We start from the raw sequence: 20,585 nt of genomic DNA on the forward strand, positions 1-20,585 counted from the left end.
TCCTACTCTTTTCACACATTTTTTTGTTCAAGTCGTTTTGTTGAAATAAATGATAGCGCCAGTGCCGCTAGTTGGCTAATACTTAAGATTTATTGTCTGCAATAAGCAATGGTTATCACAAAATTAAGCTCAATTTCTTGTTGCGCTCTTTAGCTCATCTGCAGAAAGAGTCTCATTCATGCTTCCTGTACGATAGCCCTTGAGGTCAAGAGTAACATAGGTAAATCCGAACTCCTTGAGTTTGTCATAGACTTTAGTTCTGACATCTTCCTGCATGAATTTGTCGAACTCAGCTGGGTCAAGCTCTATGCGGGCCATGTTGCCGTGAATGCGGACTCTTAGCTGGTGGAAACCGAGGTCTAGTAAGAGCTGCTCTGACTTATCCACCATAGCGAGCTTTTCTTCAGTGATCTCTTCACCATAAGGGAAGCGGCTTGAAAGGCAGGCAAATGACTGTTTATCCCAGGTAGGAAGACCAAGATAGTTTGATAATATCCTTATCTGTTCCTTTGAAAAACCTATCTCGCGGAGTGGACTCTTTACCCCAAGCTCTGCAACTGCCTGAAGTCCTGGTCTGTAATCGCCATTGTCATCAAGGTTTGAGCCTTCCACAACTTCCTTCATTCCGTTGTCATCAGCAATCTTACGTATCTTTTCAAATAGCTCGTGCTTGCAGAGATAGCATCTATTCTTAGGATTATGAGAGAATCCCTCAATCTTGAGTTCCTCTGACTCCACAACTTCGTGCTTGATTCCCTGTGACTTGCAGTATTCAAGCGCCTCATTAAGTTCTCTCTTAGGAAAAGAACAAGATGATGCCGTAACTGCCATAACCTTATCGCCAAGAGCCTCTTTTGCCGCATACAGCAAGAATGTTGAATCAACTCCACTAGAAAAAGCTACCGCTACGCTCTCTAAAGAGCGCAGGTAGCCTTTAAGTTTTTCATATTTATCAAGAAGCATCTCGTTTGGTTTTTCTTTTGTGCTCATATATAATCCTCATCATCTCTGAATTCATAACTTTTGTTTGAAAGGATTATAACATATTCATGTCTCGTTGCAATTAAATTGCTGTCAATTTATCCAAAAATGAGCCCTAACCTCCGTCCCTAGGGCTCATTTCGGAAGAAAAAATGGTCCACTAACCCCGTCCCCTAGGTCCATTTCGGGAGCCAATCAATGAAACGAAACTACTTTCGCGTAGTCGTAGCCTCTATCTGGTGTTGAGGTTCTTTTGCTCAGTGTAAAGTACATGACTCCGTGTTTCTTAACATCGAATTTTGCAGTAGCTTTGCTGCTTGTAGCCTCAAGCACATCACTTCCAACAAGTGGATTTGCGGCGCTCTTTATAAGCTGCGTCTCCTCTGCTGTAGGATATGCTGGCTCGCCGATATCGTGCCAGAGCTTAAGTGGGTTACAACAGTCTTCGTCAACAGTCTTGGTCACAAGCTTGTACTGGCCATCAGAAACCTCAAACTCGTATTCACGAGAAATATCTTCTTCATCCATGTTCCAGATGATTCCCGCGTATTCGTCAGCTCTTTTCACAATTACTGAATTGTCGTCTCTGTAGACACAAGTATCGCCAAAGAGTTTCAGCTGCTTGTAGAAATAGAAGGTCCAGAAGGTTGGCTTAGGGATATTGCCTGCTGCCACCATGCCGAATCCTCCGTGGAAGAGAGAATTTGGCACGCCCTGTTCCTCGAAGACATCGCCAAAGGTCCAGTAGGAATATGCTTCGTTCACATCACCAAGTCTTGAAAGCTGCCTTGCAAGGTATGCTGCGTTGAGATTGGTATCGTGAATGACGCCGCGAGGAGTGTAGGAAGTGCTAAACTCTGTCAGATGAATAGGCATTCCCTTGAACTCGTCAAAAGAGTCCACGATATCCCTTGTAGACTGGAGATTAGCAAAACGCATCTCTGAGTCCTCGAGCTTGGAATAGTCGTAATGCCCAATCCTCTCTGGCATTTCAACTGTATAATGATGTCTTGTAATAATGTCAGGATGAAGCCCTTCTTTTTTGCAAAATTCAAGAAAAGCTTCGATCCACTCTTTGTCTTTTACCCCGCAGATAGCTGGGCCGCCAACCTTAAAGCGGCTGTCGTAATTCTTGATGGCAAGGAAGGTCTCTTTAAATAGCTTAAAATACTCCTCCATGTCTGCCTTGTACCAGAATCCTGGGAGATTTGGCTCGTTCCACACTTCGATTGGCCAGCTGGAAACTTCATCGCCGTAGCGGCCCTTTAGATGCTCAAGGAGTGCGATCACCATGTCTGTCCACTTCTTGTAATCCTTTGGAGGTGTGGTATTTCCTTTCCAGTAAAAGATAGTCTGGGTGCCGCTTGCAAGCTGCTCTGGCATGAAGCCGAGCTCCAAATAAGGGCGGATCCCAAGTTTCAGGAAGCTGTCAAATATCCTGTCGATGTAAGTGTAGTTGTATTCTACCTTGGTGACGCCGTCCTCTTCGTACTCGTGATAGATAGACACGTCATCAGAAAAAAGTCCGTGGCCTCTGATAAAAGAAAAACCGATAAGCTTCTGGACATACTCCAGCTCTTTTAAATACTCCTCAGTAAGCGCAAGGCCAAGTCTGCCTGTGCCCACGCAGTAATCAACGTTGTTGTTAAAAGAAATCCTGTTACTTGAGTCAACCTTTATTCTAGTCATTTTGCGTCCCCGTCCCCTATTCAATTTCCAAAAATGAGCCCTAACCTCCGTCCCTAGGGATCAAAAGTGTGAAAATGAGCTCTAACCTCCGTCCCTAGGGCTCAAAAATGGAAGTCACACTACTTCGAACTTCTGTGTCTGGATGTTGAGCTGCTTGGTAACTTCTGTGTTCTGCTCCATGGCTTCGTTGATGCCCTGGATCTCGCCAACGATCTCTGTAGAAGAAGCTGCTGACATGTTGATAGCGTTGGAGCTCTCCTGAACTGATGAAGAGATGCTGTTGATACGCTCTGTCATGTCGCCTACAACTTCGCTTAACTTGTTAGCCTTAGCTGAGAAGTTTGCAAGCATTTCATCAATCATGATTGCTGTGTTCTCGTACTTAGCACCTGTGTCTACGTAAGCATCGTAGTCAGCAAGTACATTCTCATTAATAAATTCTATAACCTGAACCGCATTGTCTGCAAGAGTTCTAACTGCACTTGTTACAACATCTGAGATCTGCTGAATATTTCCAGCTGTCTCTTTTGAATTAGCTGCAAGCTTACTGATCTCATCGGCAACGACTGCAAAGCCCTTACCTGCATCGCCAGCTCTAGCTGCTTCGATTGAAGCGTTGAGGGCAAGGAGGTTAGTCTTGTTGGCAATCTCAAGGATCTCGTTTGTAAGTTCACCGATGTGATCTACCTGACCTGATTCTGCAACAGATGCCTCAAGGACTGTAGAAAGTTCCTTCATCTTAGCACCAGTGTTTTCCTTCTTGGCTGCGGCTTCCTGTCTGATAGCATCAGCCTCTTCCTTGATAAGGTTAGCTTTTTCTTCGCCAACTCTTGCCTGCTCGTCGATATCAACAGATGCCTCACGAACTACCTGAACGCGTTCCTGAAGCTCGTTTGTTGATGTTGCTACGCTTTCCATGCTAGCAGAAAGCTCTTCCATTGCTGCTGTTGTATTTGTTACGTTATCACCAGCGTTCTGGATTCTTGTAAGTACGCTTCCGCTTGATGTTGAGAGCACATCTGCTCCGTTCTTTACATCACGGATAACGCCCTGAAGTGTTTCCATGAACTGGTTAAAAGAATCTGTGATAGTTGCAAGTTCTGTATTTGTCTTGGTCTGAATACGAGCTGTTAAGTCGCCTCGTCCTTCATCAATGTTTGAAATGATAGTTCTTACTTCTTTGGCAATTCCAGCAATGACCTTGTTGATCCTGAAATAGCTAAGAAGGTAAGAAGCAACGATAACAACGATCACAAGTAAAAGAATGATAGTTCCCTTAACTGAAGCGCTTCTCTGCTCTCCTGTAAGGTAAGCGTCAAGGCCGTCAACAAGTCCCTTGATCGATGCCTCCACATCATTCAGGGCTGCATTTACATTATCAAGGCTTTCGCCATAGCCTTTAGAAACATATCCCATGGCACCTGATAGATCCTTGGACAAAATATATCCTTCAAGTTCCTGTGCACCAGCAACATAGCCATTAAGAGCTGTACGGAGAGCTGCAACCTTCTCTGCTCCATCTTTTGAATTACTTACGACAAGACTGCCCTCAAGGTAACTGATGCGTGTCTCGATATCTGCTACATATTTGTCGTAATCTTCAAAATCTTTCTGACTCAGCGTTGTTCCAGCGCTGAACTGTCCAAGGTTTTTGTTGATCTCTGCTGAGATGTGGATGATGTCCTGTCTAAGAGTTGCCTCCTGTGACTGAACTTCTGACACATTGGTGCTTGCAAGTACAGCCTGTGAAACGATGGCTGACATAGATGAATTGATCACCAATGCATAGACGATAAATGCTACTAAAATAAGTGAATACACGAAGAGGTTCTGAAATGTGATTGATTCAACGAATTTCAGCTGTCTCTCCTGACCTGATCCCAAGGTCTTTTCTGAATCTTTTTTCATAGTGTTCTCCTTCTGCGCCTAGAAATGTCTGATGCGGCATTGAATATGCCTACAAGTCAGTTATAATGCGCAACAGGATATACTTTACCACGCTAAAGTCAACCCTTCAAGTAATTTTTTGAACAAATTAATGAAAAAACACCATGACTATTTCTAGTCGATGGTGTTCATCCATTTCCTGCTTCTAAACATAAATATGGTGATGATAAACCTTACCGCTTCTTCCTGGGACAGGATAAAATAGGTCCACACGATAGGGAGCCCCAAATATAATCCTGCAAAAAGCCCCAGTGGCACGCCCACAAGCCAGGTTCCAAGTATATCTATGATCATGATGTACTTGGTCCTTCCGCCACTTCTGATGATGCCTCCGCCAAGGATCATGTTCTGAACCTTGATAGGTGCTAAGATTGCAAAGGCTACAAGTAGCTGATAGCCCATTTTCTTAACATCGGCTTCTACATTGAAGAGCCCCGTATACAGGGTTCCTAGAAGTATCAAAAGAACTGACAAAACCGCAGAACCAATAAATCCATAGATGCAAAGTTTCTTGGATTCCTCATAGGCTTCGTCGTACTCAGTCTTACCAAGTCTTTTACCGATCAGGATTCCTGCTGCCTGAGCAAGACCAGACAAAGCACCGATAAAGAGGCCCTGCACAGGTCCAGTAAGTGCCATTCCGGCTAGTTCGCTGGTTCCCATGTGTCCATAGATAAAGGTGTTGACGTTCTGACCTACAGTCCACAAGAACTCATTTAACACTATTGGAACGAGCATTCCTGCATACTGCACAAATTCTGGCCTGTCCATATCCAGTTTGAACCTAAATTCACAGGTCTTTTTGTAAAAATAGATCATGAGAATTAGGCTCACAACCTGTGAGATTACGCTGGCAATTGCTGCTCCCACAACTCCAAGCTTTGGCATTCCAAAAGAGCCAAAGATAAGGAGATAGTTAAGGCCTGTGTTGACCACCGCTGAAGCCATGCTGACATACAGCGGATATTCCGAGTGGTCCTTGCAGCGGATTGGAACCGCCAGGATGGTGGCTATACCAGAAAGGGGATATGTTAGGGCAATGAGCCTTACATACCTTGCTCCCATTTCTATTACAGCCTGGTCTTTAGTGAAAATACCCGCAACTTTCGTAGGAGCAAACACTCCGAAGAACGTTGTCAAAAGAGCTATTATAAGCATCACAAGCATATTTACGGATATACTTGTGTTTACTTTGTCCTCATTTTCTTTTCCCAAGTATTGAGACACCATGATGCCGGTAACCGTAGCAATGGCGCCGCATACAAAGGTAAAGACAAATCCGAGCTTACCACCAACTTCTACAGAAGCAATGGCAGTTTTGCCAAGCTGACCTACCATAAGCTGGTCGATCAGCGAAAAAGAGGACTGAAGCATTGCCTGCAAAGCCACAGGCACCGCAATCTTCATTGATTCTTTAAAAAATGAATTATTCCGCACAATTATCCCCCTTGTGCTAAATCACATTTACTGTTTGACTGCGCCGTCTGATACACCAGATACCAAAAATCTGGAAAGTGAAAAATAAAGTATTACGATAGGAACCGCAATGAAGATGGCTCCTGCTGCAAATCTTGAAAACTCAGTTTCGCCAAGATGTGTAAGACCTACCGCAACAGTCCACAGGTCGCGGTTTTTGAGGAGCATGTTAGGTAAGATGAAATCGCTCCAAGGCCAGGCAAAAGAAGTAAGAGCCGTATACACAAGGATTGGCTTGGACAAAGGAAGTGTAACCTTCCTAAATATTGTTGGGTTAGAAGCTCCATCAATCCTTGCCGCCTCATAAATTGAATTGCTGATAGTATCAAAGTAGCCCTTTTGCACCAGATATCCCATTGGAGCGCCCGCAGAATACACCAGCACAAGACTCCAAAGGTTATTAATGAGGTTAAAGTTGATCATGATAAGGTACACCGCTGTCATTCCCATGAAGCTTGGGAACATGCTCAGCACCAGAGTTGTCTTCATAAGTGGTTTTCTCATTTTGAACCTGAACCTACTCATGGTGTAGGCAGTCAGGATCACCTGCACTGTTGAAAGAGCGCATGAGAACACTGAAATAAAGAGTGTATTCCTGAGCCAGCTCGGATAATCGTACATTTGTGTATCTGAAAATAGTTTAACATAAGTTCCAAAGCTAAAGCTCTTCGGAAAAAATCCGTCGTAATCATAGATTGATCCTGACGCTGAAAAAGACGCCATGACAAGCCACAGCACTGGAAAGAAGAATATGAAGGATACAAAAATGAGCACAATATAGGTAATAACTGCTTCTGAGAGTCGTTCTTTTCTCATCTGAATGTATCCTCCTTCCTAAATGCTGATGAATTAACATATGCTGTCAATGAGATCACCGAGGTGATGACGAAGATTATAAGGCTGACAGCTGCGCCTATTCCGTAGTAGTTATTGTCAATTGAAAGGTTATAGAGCCAGTTGATCAAAAGGTCCGTGTCACTAGCCAGAAAGTAATCATCAAGATACAGGCCACCTCTAAGGAAATAGAACACGCCAAAATTGTTGAAGTTTCCAACAAAGCTTGTGATAAGGGTTGGCGTTGTCGAAAAGACAACAAATGGAAGTGTCAGGTGAATGAACTGTTTCCATCTGCCTGCTCCGTCAAGGCTTGCGGCCTCATAGAGCTCGTTACTCATGTTTGACAAAATACCTGTAGCCAGAAGCATCGACGTAGGAATTGATATCCATGCATTTACCAAAAGACCTATGATCCTAGCTTTCCACCCTGCATCAATATCAAGAAATCCCACAGCCTGGAATCCAAAGGCCTTCAGGTAATAGTTAATTGGTCCGCCATAGGAGAACATGAACTTAAAGCCAAGGAGAGTGATAAATCCTGGCACCGCGTAGGCAAGAATTGGAAACGCTCTCCAGAAGGTCTTTCCCTTTACGCACTTTTTATTTAGCAAAAGAGCTAAAAACAGTCCGCCAAAGTAGTTGATGGCTGTAGCACATACTGCCCAGATGAGGTTCCAGCCAAGGATCCTTACAAAGGTCTCTTTTATTCCTGATAATGAAAAGATCTGTTTGAAGTTCCCAAAGCCTATCCAGTCAACAAGCCTAGGTGGCACGATGTCTCCGCCATAATTGGTGAAGGCTATCAGTATCATGAAGATGATGGGAAGTACGTTAAAGACTGCAACTCCCACTACTGGAAGGAAAAGTGCTACAACATAAAACTTCCTATCTACAAATGCCAGAACTGACGCTATAAAGCCAGGAACAGGCTTACCTTGCTCAACAAGCTTTTCTGTATTTTTTACATCTTTTATATTTGAAAAATAGAAAACTACAACGGCAATGAGTATCAGAAAGGAAAGGATTCCTCTTAGCATCATTATGATGGAATCATCGCCGGCTACTCCAAGCCATGGGTCGCCTTCTACGGTTCCAAGGGTAAAAAAGCCTACCATATCCGTGATACCTGCTGTAAAGAGGTACCACAGATAAAGCCCAAGGATTCCCATATAGAGAAGTCCTTTTACCCTCTGTCCATATAGAAACTGACCTAGCCCCATTATCACGTAGGAGCATTTTGTCTTAGCGCTTTTAGATCTCATTTTGTTGCTCCCTTATTTTGAAAGAGTATAGATCGCATCGTAGATACTCTTGGAGGCCTTGTCCAAAGCTTCCTGAACTGATGCTTCATCTCCATATTTAACAGCTTCGCCCTTACTCTCTCTAAAGGCATCTTTGGCTACATCACTAAGGAGTGTCTTGATTGGATCCCAGATCTGATCAACTGCCTTAACTGAAGGCATGAGACTGATGTGTCCAGCACTGAGGCTATCAAAGATCATGCTAGTGATACCCCCCATTTTCTCTGCAACGTCAGATCTAACAGGAGCTATTCCAAGGATCTCTGCTCTTCTTTTGATCATCTCTTTGCTAGTTGCAAAGTTTACAAATTCGATGCAGGCATCTCTGTGCTCTGTGTAAGCACTGATACCGTAGCCATTTACGCCGCCCATAACTACTGTGTCTACTGTATCTGCATTCTTTGAAAGATCACCGTCTGCAGGCATCTTTCCTGGAAGCTCGATCATACCGAGGTTCTCAGTAGCTTTCTGGTCCGCTTCATCATCACTGCTACCTTCAGCCTTATAGACATCAGCAAGTCTGTCATGGAAAAGGACGTAGGTATCAGGTGTAGAGATTGAGCAGAAGTATGTTCCGTCTGCAACCTTGGCATATCTGTTCTGTCCGATAGAATCGTCAATACACTCTTCGCTCATAAGACCAGCAAATTGCCTTAGTCCCATAAGTCCCTTTGCAGCATTACCTTTGCCAAAGCCGATATCTTCTGGATTATCGATACCATTTCCATCTTTGCCAAAGACATATCCGCCATAGGAAAAGAAAAACTCAGCCATCATATAGAGGTCTGTACAGCCAGCTACAAGTCCGTACTGCTTGCCGCCTGATGTTTCAACAACCTGCTGAGAATACTGATAGAGACTGCTCCAATCCTGGAAGAAATCCGGAGTCTTGTTTCCATCCTGGTCCCACTCTGTTTCCCAATTTTCTGGGATCATATCCTTGCGGTAAAAGAGCATTGGCTCCTGAACGTTAACTGGGATTGCGCAGGTATAGTTTTTGCCATCAACAGCAATAGTGAAGGCGTCCCAAGCTTCATCTGGAATATACTTAGCGCATTCAAAATCATCTCTGTTAAGAGCTAAGATATGCTTGTCCTCAGCGTAAGTCATGAGCTTGTCATTTGCCTGGTAAAGAACGTCTGGGCCATAACCATAAGGACCATTTTCTGCAAGGTTACTGTATTCTTCCATATTGGCGTCAACAGCCTGAATGCCCTTATCCTTGTACTCTTCGTTAAATGCTGCGATGAGCTCGTCAAGATAGCCTTCCTGCTTGGCTGTATCGTTTTCAAGAATGCGCAGTGTGATAACGCCATCCTCTGAGCCTTTCGCAGATTCTTTTCCATTAGTATTTCCACAAGCAGTAATACCAAGAACCATTGATGATACTAATAATAGGCTTATAGCCTTATTTAAATGCTTCATAGTACTTCTCCTCCGTTTACGAACAATCTAAAACAGCCAGGTTCAACCTTAATATTATTGTGAACACCTACGCTGTCTGTCTCATTTATGTACAGCTCTGCGTTTCCATTTGCGCCGTGCCTTGTCATGCACAATAGCTTCCTATCCTCAGAAGGATAGATCTTGGTACCGGCAAAGGCGAAGTGGCACTTCTTTCTGATATCTGAAAGAGTTCTTACAAAACTTATGAGATTATCTTTTTTCTCAAGATCCCAGTCCATGCATCTTCTGCAGTCTGGATCATAGCCTCCAACAGTATAACACTCTGTGCCATAGAAAATCGATGGAGCTCCAGGGAACAGGTACAAAAGAGCTAGAGCAGCTTTTAGCTTATCCTTATCCTCTTTTACCTCGCTAAAAAATCTGTGGGTGTCGTGACTGTCTAAGAGGTTAAGCATCATGTCGTTAACTGTATCTGAGTTTCTGGCAAGGATGTCGTTTAACTTGTAGGCTGTGGCCTCAGCATCCATTGAGCCAGTTGCGAAGTAGTCAAGAGCTGCCTTGGTAAAGGCGTAGTTCATGATGCTGTCGTACTGATCGCCTCTAAGGTAGTTGCTAGCATCGTGCCAGTTCTCTCCGATAATTACAGCGGACTCTTTGGCTGCCTTAACTTCCTTTCTAAATCTTCTCCAGAAGTCGTGGCTGATCTCGTCAGATACATCAAGTCTCCAGCCGTCGATGTCGAACTCTTTGATATAGTGGATGGCGATATCCATGAGGTAGTCTTGAACCTCTGGGTTAGATGTGTTCCACTTTGGCATGTACTTACATCCAGCAAAGACCTCGTAGTTTAGCGGATCTTTTTCTGGGAAGTCGCCTTTTATTATGAACCAGTCGTAGTACTTAGAGTCTTTTCCCTTTTTGACCACATCCTGAAACTTGTCATTGTGCTCGCTAGCGTGATTAAACACTGCATCCAGCACGATCTTCATACCGCGTTTATGGAGCTCTTTTACCAAAAGAGCTAAATCTGCCTTGTCACCAAAGTGTCTATCGATCTCGTAATAATCAACGATGTCGTACTTGTGATTGGATGGAGACTGGAAGATTGGTGTAAGGTACAGGGCATCGCACCCAAGACCATTTATGTAGTCAAGCTTGGAGATAATTCCCTTTAAGTCTCCGCCTGCAAAGCACCTAATGTCAGGAACTTCGCCCCACTTAAGGTTAATGTAGCTCTTGTCCTTTGTGTCATCTCCGATACAGAACCTGTCGATGAAAATCTGGTAGAAGCTAGCCTGTGAGAGCCACTCTTCTTTTTTCAGGATATCTGCACCGTTGATGTAAGGGTACTGGAAGAAATTGTAGTAGCCCTTGGTGAAATCGTAAGTTTCAGTTACGCCGTCTTCTGAAAAGTAGAAGTAGTCTTTGCCATCGTAAAGATAAAAGACATAGGCAAGTCTCGTATCTTCAAGATTGAGCTTAACTGAGTAGTAATCGTAAAGGTCTCCCGTCAGCTCTTTTACCATAGGGAGCTTCTGTTGCCTGTCTGCGATTGCGTACTTGCTCTCATAGATGATCTGGACGCTTTGTATATCGCCCTTGGCAGTTCGTAGTCTAATGACCATCTCGTGTTCAGATACTGGAAAACAGTATGCAGAATCAGTTATGTGAAGTAATGCAAATCGATTCATGTATGCTGCTCCTTTTTATTCCCCGATTGGATCTGAATTTCTAACGATCGTAAGTGTGTCCTGTGCCTGGTTGTCAGGGTTTGTTGTAAGGGTGATTGTGTAGTTACCGTCAACCTTTACCTGAACGTTTGATGTGTTGTCCTCACCGCTAAGGCCGCCTGCGTTCTCCATCTGAGTATCGTCAAGGCCTGTGAATCTGCCAAAGCCCTTCTGACCATCCCATGCCCAGTCGTGAATGATCTGGAACTGGTCGCCTTCGTAAAGGTCGATAGTAAGGGCAAACTCGTTAGTAGCGTTACCAGTTGGCACAAGCTCGAAAGTTGCCTTCTCTTCATCTGAAAGATCTGCTGCCCAGTTATTGAGCTCAAGGGAACCCTTTGTTGATGTGCCTGCAATGTACCAGTGTCTTGTATCTTCTGCAACAGTGTTTACTCTAAAGTCGCCGTAAAGAGTTGTGTCTTTTTCAAATGTATCCTTTGAAAGGTCCTTCTTGCTGGCCTCGATAAAGCTTGGTGTCTCGAACCAGCCGTTAAACTCACCGTCTTCTACCTTCTCAAATCCTTCATAAGCTGACTTATCAAGAACTTCGTCTACCCCAACCTTGGCTGTTCCAAGAGTCTGATCCTGGTTCATAAATGTGATAGTGAGCTCTTCCTTTGGAGCCTCTTGCGCCTTAGCTGCTCCGCAAGCTGTTAAGCCTCCGATCATTGTGATAGCTGTCATTGTTAATGCTATAGCTTTTGTTACAAATGTGTTCTTTTTCATTTCTTTCCCTCCCGCAAACATTAAGTCTAATTATGTTTAATTTTGTTAACCTTGTTAACTTAACTGTTAAATTAGTATTATCACGTTACAATTCTCTTGTCAACATCAAATCTCTCTGCTATTATTAACTTAACATGTTAACCTATCAAGATAGGTAGAGGAGAAAAAATGGCTAACGAAAAGAAAGCCACCGTACGTGACATTGCCGCAAAAGCCGGCGTATCAGTGGCTACAGTTTCATATGTACTTAACGATAAAAAGGGAACCAAGATAAGCGACGCAACCAGAAAGAAGGTTCTTCAGGTTGCCAATCTGTTAAACTACTCTATCCCTGAGAAATATAAGAATCTTGATGCCAAGAAGAATGCTTATACTATCGGTGTCATGTATCAGCTCATGGCTGATACTCCATCTAGAAATATGGAGATCATGACACTTATCAATCTTCTTGCCGAGAGATTTTTTAGAATTGGTTTCAACTGCCAGCTGATCCCACTGGACTCCGAAGCTGGTTATCAGAAGCCTGTTCAGGGCCTTGATGGCATAATCGCCATTGACCTCAAAGAGGACGTCTTCAAGCAGATGTCCGGCCAGTACTACATTCCTATCCTTTGTCTTGATATGATGATCAACGACTTTCTCTTTTACCAGATCCACACTGACATGGACAGCATAGTAGCTAAGGCAAAAGAGCTGTTGGGGGATGATTTTTATCTTGTAACTGATAGATACCGCAATGAAAAATATAATGAATATCTTATGTCTGTACTTCCTAAGGGTAAGTCTCTTTTGTTCTCTGATATGAATAAAAAGAGCTTTGAAAAGCTTGCTGGAAAAAAGGTTCTTGTTTATGGAATGCAGCTTGGAATGATAGTTAAGCAGAACGCTAAGTGCAAAGATATTCTTGTTATTTCTAATGAGGAGAACCCAGCTCTTTATTCATCAGAAATAAAAAGCATCCACCACGATATCGAGAAAAAGGCTAATCTTGCCATGAATATCATGATGAATGCTTTTGAAAGAAAGTTCGATGTTAAGCACGAATATAAAGTTTTTTGAGCTTTAGGCTATCTTCCAGCTTACTGCCTGCTTTCTACCACTTACAAAGTTCTTATAAATACCATCCTGGTTCATAAGCTCATCGTGCTTGCCCTGCTGAACGATCTTGCCTTTATCTATAACAACGATCTGATCAGCATTTCTTACTGTCTTAAGTCTGTGAGCTATCATGATGATGGTCTTTTCTCTTGTCAGGTTCTCTATGGCCTGAGTGATCTCTTTTTCATTCTCAGGATCCACATTGGCCGTAGCTTCATCAAGGATCAAGGTAAACATAGCCATATCAATCACCACCTAAAAGTTCGTTCTCATATTCATTTTCCAGTGACATCCAAGCATAATCAGAAACAAAACCACTAGGAACGTCTTTCTGATCATCCAATTTCTTGATTTTTCTGACTCCATCTATGATGTAATCCATTTCATAATGGTTATCGCCTGACAAAAGAAGTCTTCCGGAAATATCGTACTCATCGCTATGAGTAGTCTCAATCAAGATTTCACCTCTGTCGCGGTAAATTGCTTCAGAAATTGCTCTGTTTACAAATTCGCCCATGGTCTCACCCATAGTCTCAGCATGGGCCTTTATGAAATCAAGATTACCCTTATCGGTGCGCACTCTTATCTGATCTGTTGAATTAACATATCTTTGCGTAGCTTCCTTCTGCGCTTTTGTGTAAGTTGAACCCATATGTTTTACCTCATAAAAATATAGATACACTATACTTATAAATATAGTGTATCTATATCAGCAAAAAGTGTCAATATTATAGTTTTCGTTCCATCTTCACATGAGGAATACCATCTTCCATAAACACATCAGACACCACTTCAAACCCTTCAGTGGCATAGTATCCTATAGCATATTCCTGCGCTTCAAGATAGATTTTCTTGGCTTTAAACTGCTCTTTTGCAATCTCTACGCCCTTATGAAGGATCTGACCTCCAATTCCTTTGCCATGCTCAAGAGTCACAACTCTTCCAATCTGGGTCACACCGGCGCTTTCGTCGTGATCCTTCCAGAATACCCTAAGGCATCCAGCAACTCTTCCAGCACCATTCCAACAAAAGACATGTATTGCGTCCTGATCTTTGTCATCTAGATCCTGATATACACAGTCCTGTTCAACAACAAATATTTCTGATCTGGTTTTTAATATCTCATAGAGCTCATTGGTGCTGAGCTCGTTAAAGTGCTTAACAATTAAGTCCATTATTATCCATCTCCACTCTCTCACCCATATTACTTAGATTTGCTGTCTCTTTTCTTCTTTGCAGCCGCCAGTACACTTGCTAGGTTACCTTCATTAAGTAATTTAGGATAATTATCATCTATATCCTTTAGTATTATGTGATTATCTGATTCTGAAATCCGCGTACTTCCATATAATTCTTCTAAATTATCAGAAGAGAAAATGCTATCAAGAAATTTTCTAGCATCTTCAGGATGCGACAGGTTTTTGAAACCACCATAAAAATCTACTAATGCTTTTTCTATCTGTTCTCTCGTAATCTTTTCAGACTTTATAATGCCCACAGCATCAGACATGTCATTTTTATAAGGTCTAAGTGACGCCAACTTCATAGCAACATCATACTCAGGAGGAAGCATCCTTGCTTCTAGTATATTTGCGAACATTTTATAATGCTTTGAATACTGCCGAATCTTTTCTGTATAAGAGCTAGTCTTCCTAAATTCCTCATTGATCCATCCATTAGAAAGCCCATTCCTATCACCCACTATATTTATTGCATCCTTCATGGAAGATGACGCGAAAATCAAACTGTCAATATCCGTTGTAGAAGCACGGAATCCATATTTTGATACTATTGCAGCTCCACCGATTATGATTATTTCTGCCTGTGTATTTTTTCTGTTAAGCTTTTTATACTCTTTTGCTAACTGAAATAGCAGATTGTCTATATTATCTTTTGTAAAAAGAACTTTATCCATTTATAATCTCACACTCAACTATATTGTAATCAAGAAACTCAGGTATTGCATGATCCAAAGCCTCTTTATGCGCGTCTTTTCCTAATAGTTTTTCTGATAGTTCTGTATCAGCAGGAAAGACTAGCTTTTCCAATTTATACTTTCTTAGTTCTTCATATTCAGTACACTTTGGTATTTCATTTCTTTTACTCAAATAATCCAACATAGCAAGAAGATAAAAAGATTCAACTTTCATGTTCAATTTCCAATAATAATCAATCTTTTTCTTTTCTAGAAGCTCGATAACATACTCGATCTCTCCCATACGATTTACCAAATGACACTGCTCACTTCTGAACAGATCAAAAGAATAATTCTTATCGCACAATGTAAGTAGCTCATCTATGGTGAGATTAAGAGCGTCTGCTATTTTCTTCACTACTCCAAGAGCACAATTAAGGATATCAACTTTTCCATTAACAATATTAAAAACAGTGGGATAGGCAACCAAGGCACTATTCGCAACTTTATATATTGATATATTATTGTCTTCAAGATATTGCTTAATGTACATAATCGCATCCTCCTTTTGCTTAAATTATATACTTATAATTATATATACGCAAGCGTATATATAATTTTAAAAAAATATCCGGGACTAATGCCCGGATATTTTCTTATTTATTTTCCTGATTCCTCAACTATCTTGGTTACCAGAGGTGAGATCTGTTCGAGTACGTTGTTCATGTCCTCAAACATGTATCCCTTCATGGTTATCTTGTTCTTGAGCTGTTTGACATTTCTCTCCACATCGCTGAAGTATCCTTTTGATTCCTCGATATTTCCGGCAACGTTATCCATCTCATCATCACAGCTCATGATGACGCGGCTCATCTGCTCGCCTTCTTCCCTAACATTATCAGCAACCTCTCTGATGGAATTGATTACTTCTTCCGTTTCTGTGATCCTCTCATGTGACTGCTCAATAGCTGTTCTGGTATCCTCAAGGGAAGACATAAGCCTGTTATTATTCTCAAGAAGCTCTGCCATGCTGGTTCCAATCTCATTTACCAGTGCTTTTATCTCCTGAGAAAGAGAATTGACCTCAGTTGCAACAACTGCAAATCCTTTTCCTGCTTCTCCAGCTCTTGCCGCTTCGATAGAAGCATTTAAAGCAAGAAGATTTGTCTGAGATGCAAAGGAATTGATCTGATTAACTTTGTCCTTGATATCATCAAAGCTCTTTTGGAACTCATCAAATACCGACTGCATTGTTGTTATGGTCTCAGAAACAGAGTCTGAACTCTCATCAACCTTCTTCATTCCTGCATTGGAATTATCTGCGGTTTTCATAAGTTCATTTATGATGTTGTCAAAATGGTCTGTAACCTTTCTGATAGAGCTAAACTGGCTCTGGAAACTATCAACACTTCCTACGATGTTTCCATACTTCTGCTGAACAAGGCCAAAAGAGTTCTCGATAGTCTCTATTCCTTCAATTGTCACAGATTCCTCTTCCTGGAGCTTGTTCTTTTGCTCTATTGCAAAACGTCCAATCTCTCTAAGAGGCGCAAGCTGCTCTTTCAGCGACTTTGATGGGGATTTTAACTCTTTTTGAACTGACTGTTCTTCGTTTTTTCTATTCCAAAACATGTATTATCCCTCCATTTTTCATTCAAACACTGCACATACCATTGTCTGATTGACGTGCTGCTTTTTGTACTGCTCGCCGCCTCCTACAATGCCTACATGATTGCCAACTCTTGCCATATCACTTAGGAAAGTGCCCAGGTATTTCTCATTATTGAAAAACAGATGCCTATATATACAGTTAACGGAATAAATAAAGGAGATCCTACCGTTTTCAGATTTTATCTTATCTCTTGTGCTCTCATTGATAGCTCTGTAATCCTGAAGCTCTAGAATACAGATGGTATCATTCTCACAGACTTTTTTGTAATTTATAAGACCTCCGTCACTACTTACCTCATACTGAGAGATGATATAGGTGTCATCCCCCACAATTCTTCCTAGAGGATTCTTAAATACGTTTCCAACGATATTGCTCTTAGAGATGCCCAGCTCACTTGCATAAACATCAGCTGCAGGCCTGTTATCCAGAGCTACCAGCTCTCGCTTCTGGGCATTGACCTTGGTAGCCACATGAGTCTTGGCATTCTCAGGAACTTCGTAGATATTTTCCGAATATGTCCTGATCTTGCCTGTGTTATTCTTTACAACTATCCACGCACATGCATCTTCATAAAGCACACCATTTACGCATACTTTACTTACTTTTCCTGATGGAGTACCAAAAACAGTTCCTCCAACTATAGGAACATTCGACTTCTCGAGAGCTACATTCATAGAAGTAACCAGTCGCTCTTCATCATTTGTGCAAAATTCAAGACATACGGTATCCTGCTGCCCTGGCCTTACATCACTAAGTGCCTTTTCAAGATTCATAATATCAAAGAGAGGCGATGAAGAAAGATAACGTAAAACACCAGCCTTCGTAGTTGCCCCTGATTCAAAAGCCACTATTACCAGGACTTTATCTGTAGCTTCTGATCCAATATAGGATGTTCCGCCAGTTCCGATCAAAGGGACATTCGGATACTTTTCAGAAAGTAAGGATGATACTTCCTCTAACATATCGAATGGGCATTGGAAAAACATGCCTGCTGCAGATGTTATTCCGGATGTTGCCTCTTTTACAGCCAGTTCAGCATTAGAATTTGATGATTTACCTACTATGACTTGCACTTGTGCACCTCCTTCGTACATGATACCTACACAATTTATAGTAGCATATTATCGTTATTCCGTATGCTTTTTGGCTTATTAAATTTTTATAACCCCCATATTCTATTGACAAACTAACAGTCGGTAGTATAATAACTACCATACGAAAGTGAGACAAAATAATGAATAGAAGAGAAGAAATAATCTATGCTACTTTAGAGCTTGCATCTGAATATGGGCTGAAATCCGTATCGCTATCTCAGATTGCAGATAAAGTCGGAATCAGAAAACCGTCGCTATACAATCATTTCAAGTCCAAAGAAGAACTTGTAAAAAGTATGTATACGTTTCTTAGGGAAAAGGCAAAATTGGGTTCCAGTACTACATCCCAGGCTGACGCGTTCCCGGAAGATAAGAGCCTCGCACAGATACTGATAGATAGCATTTCTACTTACTTTAGCTTTCTTTCAGATGAGAACATGATGAAGTTCTTCAAGGTTCTTTATTCCGAGCGGAGCATTTCACCTGTAGCGGCTCAGATCATGCTGGATGAGACCGACCGGATGATCTCCCTTACCAAGAATCTCTTCTATGGCCTGGTAGTACATGGGAAGATGAAGAATGAGAATGTAGACACAGCAGCACTTTCCTACGCCATGACAGTCCATTCTCTCGTTGACAGACAGATGGATTTGATCACAGCAGGACAAAGTGATGTGCATATGGCAGCAGAACTGCCAAAGGAAATAATAGAGTATATACAGTGGTTCTGTAAGCAAATGGAGGCATGAAGATGAAAAAAAATTTGATCAACCTGTCCGGACTAACCGGTGTTATATCATTAATAAGCTACGCTTTAGCTGTTATCTTTGCTCCTTTGGCTTATCCAGGGTATAACTGGATGGCACAGGCAGTAAGCGATCTTTCTGCTGAAACGGCACCCTCTCGGCTTCTGTGGAACCAATTAGCAGCAGCATATAATGTATGCAGTCCGGTATGCATGATGTGTGTTTCTATCTTTGTATCAGATAAAAAAGTCAGTACAAAACTGTTTCGGCTGGGTATTTATCTTTTTGCCATTATGAACTGGATCTCGGCGATTGGATACAGGATGTTTCCACTTACTGACAGCGGAAAAGAAATATCTACTTTTCAGGAAAAAATGCATATTGTTATTACGATAGCTGTCGTGCTGCTTTCCATCTCATCACTGACCATACTGATCGTAGCAGGATTTAAAAAGAATGGCATGAAGGGAATTGGTATTTGGGCATCGATCGCACTTACTATGATGTTTGTCGGTGCAATCGGTAAGAGCGCTGTCTCTCCGGATTACTTTGGAATTGTTGAGCGATTCAGTGTTTTTGCTGCAGTGGGGTTCAATGCAGTACTAGGAGCATATTTGTTCATGGACTCAAAGTCTTAATTCCTATACAATAGTATACATGATGGATTATCGTATGTGCACAGCAAAAAAGTTGCTACATCTCTGTAGCAACTTTCATGATCATTTATCAGCTTTTATTAATTCTTTATCCCTCAAGAATATCTAATTCATCATCAATAGCTCTTGATACAAACTGGTTTATTGTAATCCCTTCATTTGCAGCGTATAAAGCTATTTTTTTATGCTGTTCAGGTTTTATACGAACATTAAACGAACCTTTAAACTCTCGTTCCGGATCTTTCCCAACTTTTTTACAGTAATCAAGATAATTGTCTATGCAATCATGAAAGGACTGTGTTAGCTCCTTAACTGATTCTCCATGAAAGTTCAAAGAATCATTAATGCCCAGAACATGGCCGATAAAAATCTGATCTTCTTGGTCAAATTCTACTTTTGCATGATATCCATTGTATTCCATCAAAGAACTAATCATTATATCTCACCTACTTCCTTCAAAAAAGCTATGACCATCTTCACATGATACCTATAGAGTTCATTTCCAGGGTGAGGTCCATCAAATTGGAGAATCCGCTTGGTTTCAATATGATAATACCCTATTCCAGATCCTCTTCCACCTTCAAATTTTTCACATCCACACTGTTTCATCAAGGCATCAAGTTCACGAATTGTAAAGCTTGTTGGTGCTGGCTTTGACAATAGTTTTTCTAATAGTTTAGATTTCTTTGGCACTGCAGCTCCTTTTGCAACTATTTTCTAGTTACACTATAGCATTTATTATATCGTTAGTCAATTTAATTAAACAATAATTGTCACCACCTAAGTCAATTATTAAAACAGTGTACATATCCAGGCAGCCAAAGCAGAGATTGCTGGAAAAATAATCAAAAGTTTAATAAGCTGACTCTTTATATTGAATCCATACTTTCTGCCCCGGCTTATACTTTCAATTTCCGGAAAGTAAAACTGAAAGAAGTGAAACTTTAACAGCAGAAAGTAATCAAAGCATATCATGTCAAAGAGTTTGTATATTGTGAAGATCACTGCAAAACGCAAAAAGAATTGCCAAAATGAATATTCACATTTAAAGCCGTCCCAAGCAGAAATGACTAATGCGCCTATTATCATTACTCCACTAAAGAGCATTAGCGTCCATCCTATAGCCCTAGCTCCATAAAATAGCTCCTTGTCCCTTGGCTTTAATACTTCCCTAAACTCTTTTGGTGCAGACGAAAACATCTTTGTATCCTGAATAAATGCAACTCCTGCAAACATCATAAGTGCGACTGCTGCACATATCACAACTGCTAAAAATATGGTCAATAACATATTTGTTCCTCCGAAATCAC

Annotated in this window: 21 protein-coding genes and 1 pseudogene; 3 read left to right on the forward strand and 19 right to left on the reverse strand. The window is 41.5% G+C overall.

Annotated elements, in window-relative coordinates; all coding sequences use genetic code 11:
- Window positions 1–129: 129 nt before the first annotated feature.
- The 9 genes from larE to BLS24_RS08665 form a co-directional block, all read right to left on the reverse strand.
- Window positions 130–990 carry an ATP-dependent sacrificial sulfur transferase LarE gene (gene larE / locus BLS24_RS08625; protein WP_091758137.1) on the reverse strand — a complete coding sequence of 287 codons (861 nt, stop codon included), beginning with the start codon at window positions 988–990 and terminating at the stop codon, window positions 130–132.
- Window positions 991–1,176: 186 nt separating this feature from the next.
- Complete coding sequence (locus tag BLS24_RS08630; RefSeq protein ID WP_091758139.1) at window positions 1,177–2,670, reverse strand: GH39 family glycosyl hydrolase; 1,494 nt, start codon at window positions 2,668–2,670, stop codon at window positions 1,177–1,179.
- Between the two features lie 114 nt (window positions 2,671–2,784).
- Window positions 2,785–4,578, reverse strand: a complete 1,794-nt coding sequence (locus BLS24_RS08635; RefSeq protein WP_091758141.1) for a methyl-accepting chemotaxis protein — start codon at window positions 4,576–4,578, stop codon at window positions 2,785–2,787.
- Window positions 4,579–4,731: 153 nt separating this feature from the next.
- On the reverse strand, window positions 4,732–6,054 hold the full coding sequence (locus BLS24_RS08640) for an MATE family efflux transporter (RefSeq protein WP_242872261.1): 1,323 nt from the start codon (window positions 6,052–6,054) through the stop codon (window positions 4,732–4,734).
- A gap of 27 nt (window positions 6,055–6,081) precedes the next feature.
- The gene (locus tag BLS24_RS08645; protein WP_091758142.1) at window positions 6,082–6,909 is read right to left on the reverse strand and encodes a sugar ABC transporter permease; all 828 of its coding nucleotides are present in this window, start codon (window positions 6,907–6,909) and stop codon (window positions 6,082–6,084) included.
- On the reverse strand, window positions 6,906–8,192 hold the full coding sequence (locus BLS24_RS08650; RefSeq protein ID WP_091758143.1) for a carbohydrate ABC transporter permease: 1,287 nt from the start codon (window positions 8,190–8,192) through the stop codon (window positions 6,906–6,908). The genes BLS24_RS08645 and BLS24_RS08650 overlap by 4 nt, the downstream gene beginning before the upstream one ends.
- A 12-nt stretch (window positions 8,193–8,204) precedes the next feature.
- Window positions 8,205–9,656 (reverse strand): sugar ABC transporter substrate-binding protein, encoded by a 1,452-nt coding sequence (locus BLS24_RS08655; RefSeq protein WP_091758144.1) that lies wholly within the window; start codon window positions 9,654–9,656, stop codon window positions 8,205–8,207.
- A complete protein-coding gene (locus BLS24_RS08660) occupies window positions 9,653–11,329 on the reverse strand; it encodes a glycoside hydrolase family 13 protein (protein ID WP_091758145.1) in 1,677 nt (558 codons plus the stop codon). The genes BLS24_RS08655 and BLS24_RS08660 overlap by 4 nt, the downstream gene beginning before the upstream one ends.
- Before the next feature lie 15 nt (window positions 11,330–11,344).
- Complete coding sequence (locus BLS24_RS08665) at window positions 11,345–12,094, reverse strand: hypothetical protein (RefSeq protein WP_091758146.1); 750 nt, start codon at window positions 12,092–12,094, stop codon at window positions 11,345–11,347.
- Window positions 12,095–12,262: 168 nt separating this feature from the next.
- Between BLS24_RS08665 and BLS24_RS08670 the strand changes: the two genes are divergently transcribed.
- Window positions 12,263–13,153, forward strand: a complete 891-nt coding sequence (locus BLS24_RS08670; RefSeq protein WP_091758147.1) for a LacI family DNA-binding transcriptional regulator — start codon at window positions 12,263–12,265, stop codon at window positions 13,151–13,153.
- 3 nt (window positions 13,154–13,156) lie between these two features.
- Here BLS24_RS08670 and BLS24_RS08675 read toward each other — a convergent pair.
- The 7 genes and pseudogenes from BLS24_RS08675 to BLS24_RS08705 all read right to left on the reverse strand — a co-directional run.
- Window positions 13,157–13,420 (reverse strand): annotated as a pseudogene (locus BLS24_RS08675) (ABC transporter ATP-binding protein); the annotation flags it as partial.
- A gap of 16 nt (window positions 13,421–13,436) precedes the next feature.
- On the reverse strand, window positions 13,437–13,844 hold the full coding sequence (locus BLS24_RS15265; RefSeq protein ID WP_176764384.1) for a hypothetical protein: 408 nt from the start codon (window positions 13,842–13,844) through the stop codon (window positions 13,437–13,439).
- 76 nt (window positions 13,845–13,920) lie between these two features.
- Window positions 13,921–14,367: a GNAT family N-acetyltransferase gene (locus tag BLS24_RS08685; RefSeq protein WP_091758148.1), complete on the reverse strand. Its 447-nt coding sequence runs from the start codon at window positions 14,365–14,367 to the stop codon at window positions 13,921–13,923.
- Between the two features lie 29 nt (window positions 14,368–14,396).
- The gene (locus BLS24_RS08690; protein WP_091758149.1) at window positions 14,397–15,107 is read right to left on the reverse strand and encodes a DUF6036 family nucleotidyltransferase; all 711 of its coding nucleotides are present in this window, start codon (window positions 15,105–15,107) and stop codon (window positions 14,397–14,399) included.
- The gene (locus BLS24_RS08695; RefSeq protein ID WP_091758150.1) at window positions 15,100–15,660 is read right to left on the reverse strand and encodes a helix-turn-helix domain-containing protein; all 561 of its coding nucleotides are present in this window, start codon (window positions 15,658–15,660) and stop codon (window positions 15,100–15,102) included. The genes BLS24_RS08690 and BLS24_RS08695 overlap by 8 nt, the downstream gene beginning before the upstream one ends.
- Before the next feature lie 107 nt (window positions 15,661–15,767).
- Window positions 15,768–16,739 carry a methyl-accepting chemotaxis protein gene (locus BLS24_RS08700; RefSeq protein WP_091758152.1) on the reverse strand — a complete coding sequence of 324 codons (972 nt, stop codon included), beginning with the start codon at window positions 16,737–16,739 and terminating at the stop codon, window positions 15,768–15,770.
- A gap of 18 nt (window positions 16,740–16,757) precedes the next feature.
- Complete coding sequence (locus BLS24_RS08705) at window positions 16,758–17,852, reverse strand: FIST N-terminal domain-containing protein (RefSeq protein WP_176764385.1); 1,095 nt, start codon at window positions 17,850–17,852, stop codon at window positions 16,758–16,760.
- A 161-nt stretch (window positions 17,853–18,013) separates the two neighbouring features.
- Here BLS24_RS08705 and BLS24_RS08710 point away from each other — a divergent pair, with 161 nt between their 5' ends.
- Both BLS24_RS08710 and BLS24_RS08715 read left to right on the forward strand, forming a co-directional pair.
- Window positions 18,014–18,622, forward strand: a complete 609-nt coding sequence (locus BLS24_RS08710) for a TetR/AcrR family transcriptional regulator (protein ID WP_091758157.1) — start codon at window positions 18,014–18,016, stop codon at window positions 18,620–18,622.
- A gap of 2 nt (window positions 18,623–18,624) precedes the next feature.
- The gene (locus BLS24_RS08715) at window positions 18,625–19,257 is read left to right on the forward strand and encodes a DUF998 domain-containing protein (RefSeq protein WP_176764386.1); all 633 of its coding nucleotides are present in this window, start codon (window positions 18,625–18,627) and stop codon (window positions 19,255–19,257) included.
- A 106-nt stretch (window positions 19,258–19,363) separates the two neighbouring features.
- Here BLS24_RS08715 and BLS24_RS08720 read toward each other — a convergent pair whose 3' ends face one another.
- From BLS24_RS08720 to BLS24_RS08730, 3 genes are all read right to left on the reverse strand, one after another.
- Window positions 19,364–19,711 (reverse strand): type II toxin-antitoxin system HicB family antitoxin, encoded by a 348-nt coding sequence (locus BLS24_RS08720; RefSeq protein ID WP_091758162.1) that lies wholly within the window; start codon window positions 19,709–19,711, stop codon window positions 19,364–19,366.
- Window positions 19,711–19,968: a type II toxin-antitoxin system HicA family toxin gene (locus BLS24_RS08725; RefSeq protein WP_091758164.1), complete on the reverse strand. Its 258-nt coding sequence runs from the start codon at window positions 19,966–19,968 to the stop codon at window positions 19,711–19,713. Before BLS24_RS08725 ends, BLS24_RS08720 begins: the two co-directional genes overlap by 1 nt.
- Before the next feature lie 99 nt (window positions 19,969–20,067).
- Window positions 20,068–20,565, reverse strand: a complete 498-nt coding sequence (locus BLS24_RS08730; RefSeq protein WP_091758166.1) for a hypothetical protein — start codon at window positions 20,563–20,565, stop codon at window positions 20,068–20,070.
- Between the last annotated feature and the right edge of the window lie 20 nt (window positions 20,566–20,585).

Source organism: Butyrivibrio sp. INlla18 (assembly GCF_900103635.1).
Classification (GTDB): domain Bacteria; phylum Bacillota; class Clostridia; order Lachnospirales; family Lachnospiraceae; genus Butyrivibrio.